The 16,830-nt window shown below is 39.0% G+C and carries 20 protein-coding genes; 13 read left to right on the top strand and 7 right to left on the bottom strand.

Annotated features, from left to right (window positions below):
- Positions 1 to 111: 111 nt before the first annotated feature.
- From HNR77_RS07090 to HNR77_RS30740, 4 genes are all read left to right on the top strand, one after another.
- Entirely contained in the window at positions 112 to 948 is an 837-nt protein-coding gene (locus tag HNR77_RS07090; protein ID WP_184182097.1) for a sulfurtransferase, read from the top strand.
- A gap of 267 nt (positions 949 to 1,215) precedes the next feature.
- Complete coding sequence (locus tag HNR77_RS07085; RefSeq protein WP_184182096.1) at positions 1,216 to 2,118, top strand: hypothetical protein; 903 nt, start codon at positions 1,216 to 1,218, stop codon at positions 2,116 to 2,118.
- A gap of 259 nt (positions 2,119 to 2,377) precedes the next feature.
- Entirely contained in the window at positions 2,378 to 3,076 is a 699-nt protein-coding gene (locus tag HNR77_RS30745; RefSeq protein WP_184182095.1) for a pentapeptide repeat-containing protein, read from the top strand.
- A gap of 333 nt (positions 3,077 to 3,409) precedes the next feature.
- Positions 3,410 to 3,559 (top strand): sigma factor-like helix-turn-helix DNA-binding protein, encoded by a 150-nt coding sequence (locus HNR77_RS30740; protein ID WP_184182093.1) that lies wholly within the window; start codon positions 3,410 to 3,412, stop codon positions 3,557 to 3,559.
- Positions 3,560 to 3,692: 133 nt separating this feature from the next.
- Here HNR77_RS30740 and HNR77_RS07070 read toward each other — a convergent pair whose 3' ends face one another.
- Positions 3,693 to 4,967: an S-layer homology domain-containing protein gene (locus tag HNR77_RS07070; protein WP_184182090.1), complete on the bottom strand. Its 1,275-nt coding sequence runs from the start codon at positions 4,965 to 4,967 to the stop codon at positions 3,693 to 3,695.
- A gap of 128 nt (positions 4,968 to 5,095) precedes the next feature.
- Positions 5,096 to 6,229 carry a site-specific integrase gene (locus HNR77_RS07065; RefSeq protein WP_184182088.1) on the bottom strand — a complete coding sequence of 378 codons (1,134 nt, stop codon included), beginning with the start codon at positions 6,227 to 6,229 and terminating at the stop codon, positions 5,096 to 5,098.
- Between the two features lie 296 nt (positions 6,230 to 6,525).
- On the opposite strand from HNR77_RS07065, the gene HNR77_RS07060 reads away from it, so the two are divergent.
- From HNR77_RS07060 to HNR77_RS07050, 3 genes are all read left to right on the top strand, one after another.
- Positions 6,526 to 6,750, top strand: a complete 225-nt coding sequence (locus HNR77_RS07060; protein WP_184182086.1) for a helix-turn-helix domain-containing protein — start codon at positions 6,526 to 6,528, stop codon at positions 6,748 to 6,750.
- Positions 6,751 to 7,124: 374 nt separating this feature from the next.
- Positions 7,125 to 9,137, top strand: coding sequence for a DUF927 domain-containing protein (locus HNR77_RS07055; RefSeq protein WP_184182084.1), 2,013 nt, complete (start codon positions 7,125 to 7,127; stop codon positions 9,135 to 9,137).
- A 293-nt stretch (positions 9,138 to 9,430) separates the two neighbouring features.
- On the top strand, positions 9,431 to 9,643 hold the full coding sequence (locus HNR77_RS07050) for a hypothetical protein (protein ID WP_184182076.1): 213 nt from the start codon (positions 9,431 to 9,433) through the stop codon (positions 9,641 to 9,643).
- A gap of 184 nt (positions 9,644 to 9,827) precedes the next feature.
- On the opposite strand, the gene HNR77_RS07045 is transcribed toward HNR77_RS07050, so the two are convergent.
- On the bottom strand, positions 9,828 to 10,508 hold the full coding sequence (locus HNR77_RS07045; protein ID WP_184182074.1) for a hypothetical protein: 681 nt from the start codon (positions 10,506 to 10,508) through the stop codon (positions 9,828 to 9,830).
- Positions 10,509 to 10,746: 238 nt separating this feature from the next.
- Here HNR77_RS07045 and HNR77_RS07040 point away from each other — a divergent pair, with 238 nt between their 5' ends.
- The 3 genes from HNR77_RS07040 (at position 10,747) to HNR77_RS07030 (ending at position 13,010) form a co-directional block, all read left to right on the top strand.
- Complete coding sequence (locus HNR77_RS07040) at positions 10,747 to 11,172, top strand: hypothetical protein (RefSeq protein WP_184182072.1); 426 nt, start codon at positions 10,747 to 10,749, stop codon at positions 11,170 to 11,172.
- A gap of 72 nt (positions 11,173 to 11,244) precedes the next feature.
- Positions 11,245 to 12,465 carry a hypothetical protein gene (locus tag HNR77_RS07035; RefSeq protein ID WP_184182070.1) on the top strand — a complete coding sequence of 407 codons (1,221 nt, stop codon included), beginning with the start codon at positions 11,245 to 11,247 and terminating at the stop codon, positions 12,463 to 12,465.
- Positions 12,466 to 12,710: 245 nt separating this feature from the next.
- Positions 12,711 to 13,010, top strand: a complete 300-nt coding sequence (locus HNR77_RS07030) for a hypothetical protein (protein ID WP_184182068.1) — start codon at positions 12,711 to 12,713, stop codon at positions 13,008 to 13,010.
- 70 nt (positions 13,011 to 13,080) lie between these two features.
- Here HNR77_RS07030 and HNR77_RS07025 read toward each other — a convergent pair whose 3' ends face one another.
- The 4 genes from HNR77_RS07025 to HNR77_RS07015 form a co-directional block, all read right to left on the bottom strand.
- Positions 13,081 to 13,317 carry a hypothetical protein gene (locus tag HNR77_RS07025; protein WP_184182066.1) on the bottom strand — a complete coding sequence of 79 codons (237 nt, stop codon included), beginning with the start codon at positions 13,315 to 13,317 and terminating at the stop codon, positions 13,081 to 13,083.
- Between the two features lie 2 nt (positions 13,318 to 13,319).
- Entirely contained in the window at positions 13,320 to 13,550 is a 231-nt protein-coding gene (locus HNR77_RS29920; protein ID WP_221443734.1) for a hypothetical protein, read from the bottom strand.
- A gap of 196 nt (positions 13,551 to 13,746) precedes the next feature.
- Entirely contained in the window at positions 13,747 to 14,490 is a 744-nt protein-coding gene (locus tag HNR77_RS07020) for a Crp/Fnr family transcriptional regulator (RefSeq protein ID WP_184182065.1), read from the bottom strand.
- Between the two features lie 25 nt (positions 14,491 to 14,515).
- The gene (locus HNR77_RS07015; protein ID WP_184182064.1) at positions 14,516 to 14,854 is read right to left on the bottom strand and encodes a helix-turn-helix domain-containing protein; all 339 of its coding nucleotides are present in this window, start codon (positions 14,852 to 14,854) and stop codon (positions 14,516 to 14,518) included.
- Between the two features lie 157 nt (positions 14,855 to 15,011).
- Between HNR77_RS07015 and HNR77_RS07010 the strand changes: the two genes are divergently transcribed.
- The 3 genes from HNR77_RS07010 to HNR77_RS07000 all read left to right on the top strand — a co-directional run bounded on the left by HNR77_RS07010 (position 15,012) and on the right by HNR77_RS07000 (position 16,799).
- A complete protein-coding gene (locus HNR77_RS07010) occupies positions 15,012 to 15,713 on the top strand; it encodes an NPCBM/NEW2 domain-containing protein (RefSeq protein ID WP_184182062.1) in 702 nt (233 codons plus the stop codon).
- 190 nt (positions 15,714 to 15,903) lie between these two features.
- A complete protein-coding gene (locus tag HNR77_RS07005; protein WP_184182060.1) occupies positions 15,904 to 16,395 on the top strand; it encodes a hypothetical protein in 492 nt (163 codons plus the stop codon).
- 92 nt (positions 16,396 to 16,487) lie between these two features.
- Positions 16,488 to 16,799 (top strand): hypothetical protein, encoded by a 312-nt coding sequence (locus HNR77_RS07000; protein ID WP_184182058.1) that lies wholly within the window; start codon positions 16,488 to 16,490, stop codon positions 16,797 to 16,799.
- The last annotated feature ends 31 nt before the right edge of the window (positions 16,800 to 16,830 follow it).

Here is a 16,830-nt window from a genome sequence, read left to right as displayed (position 1 = left end):
AAAATGCAAAAGACGGAGCCTGCCAACAGCAGACTCTGACGATGCAACAATGTGAGCGAAATAAATCAGTTTAGAAAAAAATCATTACATATGAAGGCGGTGTTTGTTGTTATGAAAAATATTGTATCCATGCGCTGGCTGCTCGCCAGAATGTACGAACCGGACGTTGTTATCGCAGACTGTCGCTTCCTGCTTGGTCAGCCGGACGCCGGGCGTGAAGCTTACGAAGCCGGACATATTCCAGGGGCAATCTACCTTGATCTCGAAAAGGATCTGTCCGCTCCCGTAACCGAGCATGGCGGGCGTCATCCGCTCCCAGATGCGGCTGCGCTCGCAAGCCGCCTTGCCAAAGCCGGCATCGGCTCCGACAGCCGCATCATTGCCTATGATGATCAAGGCGGCATGAACGCCTCGCGTTTATGGTGGCTGCTGCGTTATATGGGTCATGAACAAGTTTATGTCATGGACGAGGGCTTCTCGGCTTGGCAGAACGCCAAGTTCCCGGTGACAACGGACGTGCCGGTACAGATTCCGTCTTCATTTGACGTGAAGCTGCAGCCGCAGATGCTGGCAAGTGTTGAAGATGTACAGCATGCTTCCGCAAGTGGCAGCGCGGTGCTGATTGACTCCCGTGATACCCGCCGTTATGCGGGGCTCGAGGAACCGATCGATGCCAAGGCCGGACATATTCCGGGGGCCGTGAACTATTTTTGGAAAGACGTGCTGGATGCAGATGGGCGCTGGTCTGGTGTTGAGGCATTAGAAGAGCGGTTCGTGAAGCTGGGGAAAGATGATGCGATTATCGTTTATTGCGGTTCCGGTGTCTCCGCCTGCCCGAATGTGATTGCGCTGGAGGAAGCGGGATTCACAAATGTGAAGCTGTATTCCGGGAGCTGGAGCGACTGGATTAGCTATGAGGGGAATACGGTGGCGACGGGAGAAGAGTAAAGTCTAAGAGCCCGCGTCCGGCGCGGGCTTCTTTGGAATTTTATACCGAAAGTACATAGTTGTAGTAAGCCAACAAAACTATAGCTAAAAATTAAAGATCAACAGAGAGTCAACAAGGAAACACAGAAAACATTTCTACGACAAGAAACTCACACTTTAGGTATATAGGCGTATGGAATGTTACCATCATATGGTTTTGAGTTTCTTTATTTGATATAATTATTCATACTTAGGGAAAGAGACCAATCTTAGTAGGGGGATATCCCAATGATTTATATTTTTATTGGATTCTTGATTATAATTATTCCAGTTATCCCTTTGCTTTCAATTGCCAAGAAGGGTAACGAACTCATTGAAATGGAGGAAATGCAATCTTTTGAGTTAGTTCTATCCTGGTCTACACCCATAAAGAAAAACCACACTATGATCTATAATTATTTGGTTAAAAACCTTGACGTTCCTAAAGAAAGAGCTTCAGTAATAAGTGATGCGTTTAAAGCATTGCAGATGCGAGCCTTCTTATACATACTAGCAGGATTAATACAAATTAGTTCTATTGCATTATATATTGTGTTTTTTCTTTCAAACTTAGACTTTAGTAATATACTCTTAAAAGATCCCAATGTATTAGGGATTCAGTTTACTATGCTAGTTGTCTCTCTCATCTCTTTCTGGATTTTTTATGGTGAAAAACTATTTGAATATTTAGGTTTTGATCGAGTGAAGGAGAATATTAGTAATGCAATTCAAATATCCTTAAGATCTATGGATCGGCTCATAAATAAACTGACTACACCGCTTTTATACTTGTTATACTTCGTTTTTATGGTTTTGTACCTTGGATATACGATACCATTTGTTCATAAAGTAGTAGACGGTTCATTTAAGTTAATTGCAGTTTGTGTCTTATTATTTTTATTTTACTATATGGTCCCTTGGCTATTTGGCTATTTACGCAGTATAGTTCTAAAAAAAATAGGCTACTACAGAACAGGTAAAGATAATTTTCTCCCCTCACTAAGAAATACAACATATTTGTTTCTATTAATATTTTTTGTTTATGCTACATTGTTTGGTTCTAATAATGGATTATTAATACAAGCCATTACAATTCTATTTCTTTTTGACACCTATCTGCAAAACAGGAAGAAAATAAATGAACAGATTTGAACACTTTAATATCATACAATGATTAATATGGGTCAATTAATGTAAACCATTGCTCATTGCCCAAATTTTCGGTATTCACTCAGCAAAATCCAACTCTATAGTTTGAAATTCAGGAAAACCCTTATGCCGTATAAGCTACAAATCAACAGGATTAAATCAAAATCAACATTCGATCAACCGTGGTTGTCTAGAACTCATAAAAAAATCAGGTAATGACTATGTGATTCTAATTACGCACCATCATGAAAGAAGGTCGGTTATGAGTAGAAGAAGGAAGCGACGAAAAAGCAACCTAAAGTTCAAGAGACTAAACAGAAACAAATCAGGAAAAACGGTCAGATTTACTCTAGCTAATTCGCCAGTTAAGTATAGAGGATTTTGCAATAAATACTCTTATCAATCCAATATACATAATCTAATATTTAAGGACGCAACAATCGAAAATGTAAACTTCAGAGCATCATGCATTACAAAATGTAATTTCAGGAACGCCTCTTTAACGGGAATAGACTTCATATCTGTCAACCTAAAAAAGACTAGCTTTAAAGGCGCTAAAATAAGCGATTCAGTGTTTTTCGGATGTGATCTGCGTGGAACAGATTTCACTGATACTGAGTTTTATAATGTCTATTTCATCAATACAAATCTCCTTGAATGCAAAAATCTTAATTTAAGCAGTGGAATTAAGGTACTTTACACCTATCCTCGTGTTGAATTATCAAACGATCTGATAACGGTGCTGTTTGAAATATCCCAACAAATTCACATATATAAGTTCCACACTCTACACGTCAGTAAAAAAAAGATCAACATGTGGGCACTCCATATGTTGTTAAATGATTATTCTGATCAGCAACTATGCAGAGGACTACGTGCACTTCTATCAAGGAAAAACAAACGACATTTTTATACTTTATACAGTATAAGAAGACACTTGAATTCATATTTAAAGTTGTGATATATTCTTGTTGTCCTGCCTCGGATAAAGGAAACTTTTGAATGCCAACGAACTCATGGGGACATTGTAATTTGGCAAGTATTCAGGGGGGGATGTCTATGATAAATAACTGGCTTACTTGTATCGCTTTTGGCGGTTTCTTGTTGGGAGTTGTTTTAAATAACGTCCCACCTCGATTACTCGAGGTCATGTATGTCCAATAAATTTTATGATTTACAGTATAGAAGACTCCACATTTTTGTGGGGTATATTTCATATAGAACTAAATGTTGTTATATGTTATGATGCATGTGTGTTAAGGAGTGTAAATAATCTTCTTATGGAGGAATTATAATGACTTTAACACACAGAGAGCAACAAGTATGGAACAGAGTTGTACTTCAAGGTTGCACTATGGCTCAAGTCGCTAGACAACTTAACCTAAGTAAAACTAGAATCAGACAGCTTAGAAACTCTGCAATGGCTAAAAAATATAAACCATAATTCCATGCTGGTGTTCTAAAGAGACCACGTCTAACCACGTGGTCCTTCTCTACTTTCACAGCATCATAGCTAACATTATAAAATACCCTGTATATAGCACAAGGCCCCTACATCGTTGTAGGGGCCCTTTAGCTTATTTTACTTGTACCAGCAGTCTACGTCCATCTTCTGTTTCCATGGGTACCATATCATTTCCCGATACCTTTGTGGCGTAAGCTTCTGCCCACATGTCTTTTTCGCCTTGACCCTTTTTGTAGGATGAGGCTGATGTACCATCACGTTTGTAATAGTTGGCACCGTATTTGTCGATGTTTGTATCAAAGATTGGTCGACCAATTTGGATCGGCAACCCTTGGTCAGACAATGTACCAAGTCGCACCAGATTATCTACTTTTGATGTAAACGAGTATTCTGTAAATACACGATATCGGTCTGGGTAGATGTTTTTTGCCATTGGATCAGCGTCAGAATGGAACATCGGAGCATACACGCTCTTTTTGCCATCTGCTGGGTATGGGTCTACAAAAATCATCTTCGACATTATAACTGTGGCTACATCATTTCTCAATTTCAGTGACTTACCGAAAGCGTCGTATACGTTCTTGTATTGGTTGCTCATTGGATGTAGTAATTGCATTTTTCCAAATGCATTGAAGTTAGTACCGGTTTTGGCTACTTCACGCAGTTCGTTCAATCCATAAAAGTCAGTGGCTTTCTTGCCTTCTGCCTCCATGTAACGAAGCAAGATTGTGGCTACCTCTGCCCGCGTAGTCGGAGCGTCTACGTTGAACTTTCCTGCCGCATCCCCCGTCATAATCCCCGTGCCTACTGCAATCGTAACGAATGGGTAGTCAGACTTTTTCAGTGTCCCTTTGAAAAATTCTTGTACTGGAATCAAGGCTTTATCCCCTTTTGCATCTCCTTGAGCTTTGTTGTACTCAGAGTCTGCCGCCGCCAGTCCGTTAGCCATCCATTTAGCAAGTTCGATCCGCGTCATCGCTTTGTTACCTACAAATCCGTTTGGATAATCAACACGGTTCACAAACCCAAGTGCAGTTACTTTGTTTACTGCTTCTGCTGCCCAGTTTGTGGGTGGTACATCGCTAAATGCTTGGCTCACCTTGTTTGGCTTGTACTTTGTAGCTCTGCTAAGCATTGCTGCAAATTCAGCCCGTGTAACATTCGCACCTGGCTTATATGTGCCATCAGTGTATCCTTCCACCAGCCCAAGTTCAGCCGCTTTTTTGATAGATGTTTCAGCCCAATGGCCTTTAATATCCGTAAAGTTGGTGCTTTTTGGGGCCACTTCTGCTGAAACCGGCACTGCTGGATAGGATACACTCGATAGAGTAGTCGCTGTAAACAGCGCCAACAAGAGTTTTCCAGCACCATAATTTCGCTTACTCACCTCTTCACCCCCGTTTGATCGTCTATACATAGATCATTATGAGTTACATTTCCTCACCAAGCAGTAACCAGCACAACATCTAATGTGTAGGATTGATCACAAACATTCGTTCTAACAGGTTTTCTGCATCACAACGATTTCTTTTCATATGTTAACAAGTCGTTTAGCCGCTCCGCTGCTCCGTAATCTACACCATACGTATGCGAGTAACGATCCAAAGTAATTCCCACCGATGAATGCCCCATTCTCTCGGATACAATCTTCGGATGTACGTTTTGCTTCAATAACAATGAAGCATGGGTGTGACGCAGATCGTGGAACCGGATTTTGGGAAGTCCTGACCTCCTAAGCAAATCAAGCCAACGTGCTTCAAAATAATAAGGACTGATCGGCAAACCATGTTTGGTCTGAGAAATGAGCCCATGATCATTGTATTTAGGTCCAGAAGCAAGCTTGTCCTCTGCCTGTAATACTTTTTGCTTTTTCAAGGCAGTCATCGTTACATCAGGTATAGCCATGGTTCGAATGCTGGACGCAGTCTTTGGTTCCTGAAACACATGTCCCTTTTCTCCTCGGGTATAGGACTGCTTGACTGTTAATGTTTTGGCCTTCAAGTCCACATCTTCCCATCTAAGCGCGATAGCTTCTCCACGCCTCAAACCACACGTTGCTGCCAACAAAATAATCATATGATATCGGTATGGTTCGGTGTATTGCAGAAATTGTCCAAGCTGTTCGCTTGTCCAAACAGTAGTTTTGGCCTTCGGAATTTTAGGAGGCTTTACTAGTGCAGCTACATTCCGTGTCAGTACTTCATGCCGGACTGCTGTAGCCAAACCGTCATGTAGCACCTTATGCACATGATTAATCGACTGGGACGACAGACCAGCTTCAATCCGTAGCTTCTCATACATAGTTACCAAATGATGCGGAACAAGCTTGGCCAGTGGAATCTGACCAAGCTTTGGAATGATGTGATAGTTAATCAACCATTTATACGTTTTAACTGTTCCCGGACGTAGCTGTGGCCGCTTCAGATCAAGATATTTGGTGAAATAATCTTGCACAGTCTCCTTCGTTTCAGTAATATAGCTCCCTCTCCCTACTTCAGCTAAAGCCTGAGCCAGTGCTGCTTCTGCCTCTTTCCGTGAAGCAAACCCCGATTTCATTTTTTGCCGACGTCTGCCTGTTTCAGGATGCTTCCCCATCTCAATAGTATAAGCGTATGTACCTTTGCCTTTTTTGCTGATACAACCTCGCATGATCATGCCTCCTTACATAGTTATCCCCAAAAGTAAAACATGGAGAACAAATCCTCGCCAAGGAATTTCCTGTATCTTGCGAAGGATTACATCATTCTTCTCACCTGCTTCGTTAAACGGTGTTCAACCCGGTTAAACACCGTTTAACTTTTCCAGAAAAACCATTCTCTTTAACGTAATAAGAAATATTTTGATCTACAAAGTTAAACTGTTCATTCATACGAAAAGATGCGAATAGAATAATTGTTCTGACATATTTTGACATGATAAAATAGATTTAGAAAGGGGGAAACACCTTGAACCAGCATACACACGATCCAACAGTTAATGTAATGGAGACTAATCAGCTTTTGACAATCAGTCAACTATGTGAAGTTTTGCAAACCAGTCGAAGAAATATTGAAAAGCTTCGCAAAGAACACGGGCTCCCCTTCTATTCGCTCTCACCAAGAGGACACCCACGCTTTGACCCAACTGAGGTTAAGGAATGGATGAGAAGAAATTCTCGTAAAAACTCTTGACTTTTTTAAAGCCATCAGTCATACTGCTTGAGGAGATAAGAATTTCTCTGTATATGTATATTTTCTGCTTAGAATGTAATTTATCTTTTTTAATGTAAACCATGTTGAAGAATGTTGATCGCTTTTATTAAACTTTCAATGATAGATGAAAGTTTGTTTGCGATTACTTCATTCGGCATGGTTTTTTTGTGTTTTGTCTTCCTTTGATGTCAGCTTTAAAAAAACATAAAAAGGGTCTGGACATTTTCTATCATTGTCCAGACCACACATCAAAATAGGCGAACCATTTCATATTTTTATTAAAATACGCCAATATGATTTCTGTCAATTATTGGAGTGTAGAGATGGCGCCTCCCAATTACAGGAGGTACAAAATGAATTATCTACAAATGTATAGCAATAACGTCCGTGGTAATGAAAATTATCAATATCATCTCCAAGAAGCTATCGCCTCTCTCAAAGTATCTGCAACATACACGAGAGGAGCCGGAATTCCATCGCATCAGATTGAGCGCAGCGCCATTCTTAAAGCAATGACGGAAGTTTTTCCAGATAAAACAGAAGAAGAAATTATTATTGACCTGATTCATGCTCCACAAATTGTACCCGCTGCGGTTAATGATTTCATGTACTTTCATCATCAAACCTTCCCAGGAAACAAGGCATGTCTCATTCCTGAGTCCAATTTGATTAAAGCAAAACAGATTGGTCTACACATTCATAATTTCTTTGGGAGTACTCCGTATTCAGGCTCTCACTTTGAAGTTGTTAATGTCAAACTCGCCCCACAAACCATTATCAGTTATTATGACGATAATCTTGAAAAATGGGTCCTTCTGCAGGTAGCCGACACAGATTTGTATCGGGTGACCAAAGAGTTTGAGGAAACATGTATTTCAAACGGACTCCCTTTCCAAAAAGGTGAATTTGAAAAACTCATGAAATACATTTCTGCGTATAAGGAGCTAAATCATCGCCTCATTCCAAGCTATGATCAGTATAGTTTTATTGGCTGGAATGAAGACAAGACCCAGTTCATTAGCCCACGTAGAAAGGATTGTTATGTTCGTATTGCTGATGATAAAGCCCAAACAATGATTAAACAAGGATATGTAACTAAAGGAGACGATGCTAAGCAGAATGTGGAACAGATACTAGAACAACTTAAAGACCACCCTCTGTCCGTTGCAGTTTACGTTAGTTCGTATATCAATGTACTAATGAGTGGTGGTTTCGCCTCTTCAAGCTATCTGATACTTGATATTTATGGGGCTAAGGGCAAAGGTAAAAACCTTTTACAGTACACTGCAATGAATCCGATTGGAAAATCTGAGGAAAAATCTCCTTTGATGCAGACATGGGTTGGCGCCACAGATGCGGGAATTCTAGCAAGCATCCGTCCGCATAGTAGTCACCCTGCATTTTTCGATGACTCTCAAATCCAGACTAAAGAGACTTTGCAGAAAGCTATCTATACTGCTTTTAACTCTTCGCTTGGGGTAAAGGCCAATAAAGATGGAACTTCAAGAGAAGATAAGAATACAACTTCCATTATTATATCCACTGGTGAAACATCTATTTTATCAATGGTTCATATGGACGGGCTTACTCGACGTGTTCTCCCCCTTCCTATCGACCGTATATTGGAAACACTTATGAATCAACCTGAGAAGTTAAAAGATTGGCAAGACCGACTTGGAAAATTGCTGAATATGTCTTACGGACTCACACTTGATCTTTTCGTTGATTATGTGCTGGAAAACAAAGAAGTTATTGAGAAACGATTCGAGAAGTGTATTGCACTATACAGAGCTGACTGCCAACACATCATGTTTGACCATGAAAGATATAATTCCTATGCAAAGTATTTGGCAAGCATGCATGTCGTTCTGGAGTGCCTTTCCGAGAAATATCAATTGTCCTCCCTTAATCACGAAGAAATTAACCGAATTTGTAAGTATACTAATGATTATTTGAAAGAAATTTGTACAGGGCGAAATAAGAATATCGAAGCTCTAGAGGAGGTTATGGCCTACGCCACTACTAATCAAAAAAAGCACTTTACAGAAAGCAACCCGAACCACTCTCAATATGGAAAATTTTCTGAATACAAAGTGAACGACAAGATAATCCCTTGCCTTATGATTGTAACTAATGAATTAAATAACCTTCTCAATACATGGGGTTACGTATCTAAAAATGTAATTTCTTCTTGGGCAACGTATGGCGTTATCCGCACAGCCACAAGTAATAAAGGCGGCGGACGGCTTTCCAAAGTTAACAGCCACAAATGCTCATTGACCCATGCCGATAATACAAAAACCCAACCTTATTGTACCTTCATACATCTAGAAGATGCACAAAACCTTATTGATCAAAACAACTAGTGCATCCAAAACAAGCTCGACAAATTCAATTTACTTAACAACACAGGGCTCCTTCTCGCTTGATGCGGAGGAGCCCTTATTCCATTCTGGTTAAGCAAATACTACAACTACTAAGGTAGTAGCCTTCCTTGCTTCATAAGCTGATGATAAGCTACTCGCTACAAGAACTCACCAATGATCACAGTAGTCGTTCCACTATCTTTTAATGTTTAATAATCTGTTTCTCCCATGTCCGCACTATATTCTTAGATCCCCTCCCCCGAAGAACAAGGCCAGATTGGGAGGCTCAAAAAGTGGGGGAGGATTGGGGAGATTTGTTAAAGCTCGTGAGAAACAGGGTACAGCTTGTCCGTCCTCCCATTCCCCCAAAAGAAATGCAGAACAGAAAAAAAAACATGCTAACACTAGAAAAGGCGGGTAAAATTGTACAAAGTACGGGAGACTGGGAGGATGATATATTTATTATTTTATTTTTGTTTTGTTTTTATCGTATTTTAGTTCATTAGGGTAGGGTACTCCCGTCATATCCCCCACATTTCTCCCGTCCTCCCATGTATAAAACCACGCTTAATTCAATCTATATGTTAGTTGAGTACGTTTTCTATTACTCTCATATCATTTAAAATATATACACATGGAGAAAAATGAACTTTACAGAAGCGAATTTACTAACAAGGAACATGTAACGTTTCATTCGAATAATTCTTTTCCCAGTATATATCTCAATTCATCAGTCTTGATTGTAGGAGAATCCGTCTCTGCTAGTTTGAATAATTTCTGATGAACTTCACTCTGATTTCCAAGATATTCAATCATATCTTCTTGTTTTACAGATAAATATTGCTGTCTGCCTACTCTAGTTTTAATAGCCTTTATTCTTTTTTCACCTGGTTGCATCCACCTTTTAATTGTTGATTCTTTATCGGAAATACCGTATTTTTTCACAAGTTCAATTACACTTTCTTCTTCAATATATTTATGATTTTCAGGAGTACTTTCCGCATTTTGAATATAAGATTTTGCATGCAATATTTGTTGTTTATTTCCATTCTGAAGGTCACTCAATTCCGGCCCAAAAATCTCATTCATCGTAAAATTATCAATATTTTTTGACTTATTCAAACAATTCAAGAATTTTTTATTTCGATTTCGATAGTCAGTTTTATCTTTGATTTCCTTGTGAATATAGGTCTCCATAATACTGTCATATGTTTTAAGGGCATTTTTACTTTGTGTTACTCCCTCAGACTTAGCCAAATTCAGTTTAGTTTCGATATCTTCCCTAATGCTCCTGTCATTAAGAACTCCCTTGTAATTAAGATTTTTTATGGACTCAATCCATTGACTAACTTCGATTTGTCCAGTGTTCACAACGACCTACCCCCTTCTTATTATCACAGGTTAATTACAAATGCCAACAAATTTGAAACATCAATATTAACAGAAGAAAATTCTTCCGTTAATAGTAGCGACACAAAGCATATTTGTCAATTATTCTTACTCTTGTGATTGAGGACACGACTCTTGCGGTTCCTTGGTCTCAAAATACAAGGAGGTTAATTTTAAGATCACCGCAATACTAGGCCAACCTATAAAGGAGATGAGAAACATGTTTTCAGTACCCTATGTAACAATTACTCAATTGAAAAAAGCTTATGAGAAAACAATCAATACCTTGGAAAAATCCCGTATTTGTTTATCAAAAAAAGATGGAGAATATAAGGAGGCCAATTCTCGGATTGGTAACATAACATGCAAGATAAGAGCTGAGAGGGAATACATTTTCATTAGTTTCATGCATGACTTGGAAGATAATTTTTTGCTTGAGTTAGTTCATGCTACTATATCGGCTCAGAAAGATGAAATTGTTGTCAAATCATTTCTGGAAGAAGCTGAGGTTGACGAAATCCTAAATGACCAGGCACTGAATCACAAGTTGATGCATGCCATAGCCGACCTACAACATTTGTTTATATGTTTAGCAACGCTTTCAATACTCCATGAGAGCCAGCTCGCATCCAAGAATAATAATTAATTCTCAATTGCAAATAGAGAGTCGAGAGACTCTCTCTCCACCTAATCACTCACTAAAAGGAGCCCGACACTCATGAACCCTAATCAAAATACTTCATACACGCCTGAGCAGTTGCAACAATTGATTATAGCTCCCCATAGCGACAATAAAATGGAACAATTCGCCAAAATCAGCAAAATACCCTATGAAAAGGACGGACCTCGTTCTCAATTACTGGCTCTTTTTTGGAAAACCCTATATGAACCATTTATCAGCAGAACCGACAATAAACCTTCGTATCTTGAAATCAATTTTAAACAGATGAACGGAAAGTTTCGAACACAATACTATGAACTCAATGATAAAAATTTACTGCGGGCAGCAAATGTAAGTTTGGCTAAAAATGAGGGCGATTGTGTGTACTATGGAGTTAACCCTAGAATAGAAGTTCGCAAGCATGATGAAGATAAATACGAAATGAAAGCTACTAATTCTGGAATAGATCTGTCGAGTGTGCTTTGGCTCGACGTGGACATCAAGTCTGTGGAGGCCACTACTCCAAAGGAAGCAAAAGAATTCATTCTACAATTGTTGGATGAAAAGATGCCCTTCTCTCCATCTATCATCGTAGACAGCGGAAATGGTTTCCACGTTTATTTCCTCTTGGACCAGCCTTACGATTCCAAACAAGTATCAACCATATGTGCCCGGATGGAGAAACATATAGGCATCGCTGATCACTGTCATGATGCCTCACGTATCATGCGAATGCCTGGATCTGTTAACCGTAAAGATCCAAATAAACTTAAACGTACTCGCTTCGTTCGTTGGGAAAATGTTCGATACTCGTTGGATCAATTTGAGGACCTGCCTGCAATAGAAACTATACATTCTTCCCTACACATGCAGAAAATAGAATTGCCAACATTATATAATTTAGAACCATTTCCTGAATCAGAGCTTCGTGAACGTATTAAAAAGGATAAACGACTCCTTCACAAGTTAAATACAAAGTCGATTGAAGAATATCTGGACACCTTCGCAAGCAGTAGTATGCGAGATAAAACTCGATCAGGGAGAGATTTCCATATCACCTGCCAGCTACTAAAAGAAGGCTTCACCCCGGAAGAGATCACCAGAACATTTATATCTACCCCTGTCGGTGACAAGGTTCGTGAAAATTGGGAGGACAGGGGAGAATCGGCTGCGTTATCCTATATGACCAAGACTATTGAAAACGCGTTAAGAACCATGGCTGAAGAAGAAAGACATTCCAAAATAAGTGTGAAAATAATAGATCGTCCTCGATATTAATAAACTTTCCTTGTGCCTCTCTCTCCTACTCTTATTGAGAGAGAGAGGCACAAGGAACATCTGAAATAGTCACTGTTGCTTGGATTTCTATTTTCCAAAAATCGGCCGTGTTGCTCAACTCAGCAAATCATGGGGGTTACATTGACTACAGTTTAATTGTCATGATTGGATGTATATGGAGAGTTATATGTACACTTTTGTATCAAGTATGCATCTTCACAATACGGGAGTATGGAGGGATTTGAATGAATATATCAGATCAGGTAAAAGAAATCATCGACTTAGTTCAACAAGCCCCATTGACTAGCAAGGACTATACCGCCTCTTCCTCTGGAATGGGAGTATTCTATGAATCAACTGTGCTTACCATATTGCGAATTGCTAATGAAGCTATAACAATGACAGTAGAGTGCAACATAGATAGTGATACTGCAACTGTTAAAATCAGAGACATCGATGTTGATCGTGCTGTTAAAACAGTAGCTATTGATGAACTAGAAAATGTTCTTGGTGAAGTGATTGTAGCAAGTGTGCTCGTGCGTTAACTTTGGCTTCATGTAATTTCAGGATAGAGACTACATGTGACTTAGGTGGGGCAATACGCCCCGCCCGAGATCACATTTTAGCTGCCACCCTAATTCTTGATAGATTCTCTCTAATCACTGGTAAAAGTTCGTGATCCTCCAATTTGATATAAATCAGACTCCCACAAAATAGATCAAGTAACAATACAAAATCTGCAGGCTCCCTCCCCGCTTCAAATACAAAGCCATTTACTGCAATGTATTCCCGATGTTGTATCAAAATCTCTGAACACGAATATAATTCAATGCCAACAACACTTTTTCTCATGTTCAGATCCACCTAGATTCTTCGGGCAGAGAAATTGTCGTTTTCGTTCGTTCAGCCTCCGTAATCACACAAAACACAACACCATGTTCACTCAAGTACACGGACATTAAATATGATCCTACTAACAAACCAATCTCATTTGCTCGAAACTCTTCCTCGGATACTATCCCCCAGTCTCCTTGAGCATGACGATTCAATGCAATCAGTTGATCGGTTTCGCTAATCTGCTCCAAGACCCCATCTGTAACTACAACATCACCTAATTGAAATCTAGCTATATGACTTCTCTCCCCTACAAAATTTGTCCCTATTGAAACATGGAGAAATTTCGCCGGACAAGTAAATGACTGTACTAGGAGACACTATATATAGGAACATTCGTTTGCGATGAGAATTACATAAAATCTGTAAGTAAGCGTGCAGAATCGTTTAAATCGTTGGGATATGATACTTATGGGTCGAATGCCAAATACGTTTTTCAACTGGATCTTGATTTGCATTAGCAACATCCTGTAAACCTTCAAGATCAATAACGTAAACTTTGCGATGATCCATGTGAATTAATTTCTCAGCCTTAAAATCATTAAGAGCTTTGGAAGCAGTTTCTCTACCTACACCGATCATACTACCAAAGTGTTGTTGCGTAATTCGCCAATTGATAAGCAATCCATTTGATGTTTTTTTACCAAAGTTGGATACCAAATCGAGCAATAGGTTTGCTGCACGCACTCGCACATCCAAGAAAGCAAGATATTCGATTTTACGATCCGCCTGAATTAAACGTTCACTAAGTATGTATATTACTTTACGCATGAGATCCGGATAGACGCGGACAATTTCATCCATCTGCTCTCGTCTGATTTCCCACACCATTACTTTATCAAGTGCGGCAACAGAAGCCGTTCTGTGATGATCATGATGAAATAGTTCAAGTTCACCAATAACTTCTCCAGGAAACTGATGGCCCAGAACAATCTCTTGGTGGTCTTCTTGACGATATATTTTCAAAATACCTGTTTTGATAATATACATCTTGTGACCTGGATCATTTTGAAAGTAAAGTACTTGGTTCTTAGGATATTCTCTGAGAAGAAACTTGGACTCTATCCAAGTTCGCTCCTCTTCTTTAATTATATCTTTGAAAAAAGGACTATCCACTACAGATTGGTACATCGTCATACTCCTTTACTATGGGAGATCAGAATTTTTGGTCCCCCCAGCGAAACACGGATTGAAGCAATTGAAGTGCAAGTTGTTTGTCTTGTGGGGGTCTATCTTCAAGCAAAAGAAGAAGTCTTTGAAGGTCATCTGTCGGAGGAACTGGATCAAGGTGACGGAACAATTGTTCAAGTGTAATGTTCAGTCCATTGGCTATTCTCTCCAGACTTTCTACTGTTACATTTTTCTCGCCACGCTCAACTTGTCCAATGTAATTGGTATGTAGTCCTGAACGTTCTCCTAAAAGTTCCTGACTCATCCCTTGTTGCTTTCTAATATTTCGAATACGATCTCCTAATTTTATTACTAAATTTTCCACACAAACCACCTCAAACTAAGCGTAACTGAGGCGGCACACCATATTAACACACTATAAATGTTATAATTATATATGATAACATTTATAGTTTTTACTTTAAAGTTTTTTCACAAGTTTATCCTATTCAAACTAATTCTAATTGCGGAGGTAACAATCAATGGGAAAAATGGGGAAATTGAAATTTGGAGCAGCAGGTTTTTTAGTGGGTACTTTATTTTTTAGTGGAATAGCTTGGGGAGCAACAAACAAGATTGAAGTCAGCTTTGATCCGGTTAGATTTATTGTGGACAAAGTCGATAAAACTCCTTCTGGTGGTAAATTTAACAATAACGGCTCGTCTGTTCCATCCTCCCTCATCTACAGTGGAACAACATATGTGCCTATTAAGCTCGTTGGAGATATGATAGGGAAGCCTGTTGCTTGGGATGGTAAAACGAAATCGGTATTGTTCGGAGACTCAGTGGTAGAAGGAGATTACTTAACGGATAAAGCTCCCGTTGATGTGGCTGATAAATCAATAGTTAACTCTGAAATGCAGCTCGATAACCAAACATATAATAACGGACTATATGTTAACATTTATTACAGAAACAAAACCAAACAAAGCTATAACCTAAATGGACAATACAAATCTCTGAATTTCAACTATGCTAGTCTTGACAAAGCAGATGATGGTTCATCTGCATCCATTATCATTTATGGCGATGGCAAAGAGATTTGGAGCAGCACAGCTGTACAAGGTGTTCCCATTCAGTCGGCATCAGTTCCTGTAAATGGCATCCTAAAATTAGAGATAGAGTTCATTAACATCTCCGGATACTCATACCCTTCCATAGTGAATCCACTCTTATCGAAATAACTTTTTAGGGCCTGAAATCTCTAACTTTCAGGCCTCACCTAATCTTTAGGACTACATTCTGTTATATTCAACAAATATAGAAAGGAATTATGGACAGATGCTTTTGTATGTACTTTTATACTTTAGTCTTTTTGGAGGTTTGGCTTCCGCTATACAAGCCTTAATTTGTTTTTTACGTAGAGATACGTACTTGTCTAAAATTAACTTTAAGTACACACTCATTTTTCTTCCTTTATTTATTTTATTGTCATTAATTTCTTTATTTTTTTCAGATATACAACAAAAAGAATCGGATATTTTATTCGGTGTCGTGTTGTACTTGATCTTCTTTATTCTCCTTAGGAAACTTCGCATTGATCCATTCAATAATAGGCACTGGAGATTTATTTTAAATGAAATCAAAGGAGGAAAAGATAAGTACATGTATCGCAAGGACTGGGCACACGCAGCAAAAACAGCTGTGTTTTATATTGTATTATTATTTATTGTAAGTAGCCTTGAAATCACACACAAAGGGATGATCTTGACGAGTATACTTACTATTGGTTTTTTCCATACTATGTTGTTCGGTAAATTCCAAGCCCGTTTTGTGGATACAAAGTGTTCCATATTAAAAGAACAACTACAAGCATCCGCTGTGGTTCTTGCAAGCAAATTATCGTTGTTCATGGCAATGAATTAACAAGACCCAAAGGATATAGGACTTGATCAGAAAGTACAATATTTCTCTTAGCACAGTTAAATAATTGACACCGATATCTCGTCCGATTTTCAATGAAAATAAAAGGACTGATTCAGTTGTCAATACAACAAAGTTTTCTTGAAGCGTGCCAAAATAGTGATATTCTAAAATGCGCTATGCTCATTAGTATCTATAAAAATGAAATTCTCCAAGAGCCACCATTCATCTTTAAATGCGTGGCTCTTGGAGATGTACGAACACTTTTATTGATGCTAAATAACGGTCTGAATCCAAATTTGTGCGACTTTGAAGGGATCAGTCTGCTAAGCCTTTGTTCGCAACTTGATAAAAGTGATGAAGCAGGTGTGCTCCTTGACTTTGGTGCAGATTCAATTTCACATTAAAATTGTAGTAAGTCTCGTTTGCATGTTCTGC

The organism is Paenibacillus sp. JGP012, from assembly GCF_014203995.1.
GTDB classification, from domain to species: Bacteria; Bacillota; Bacilli; order Paenibacillales; family Paenibacillaceae; genus Paenibacillus; species Paenibacillus silvae.
The sequence above is the reverse complement of the archived record's forward strand: the minus strand, read 5'-3'. Positions and strand labels throughout refer to the sequence as shown.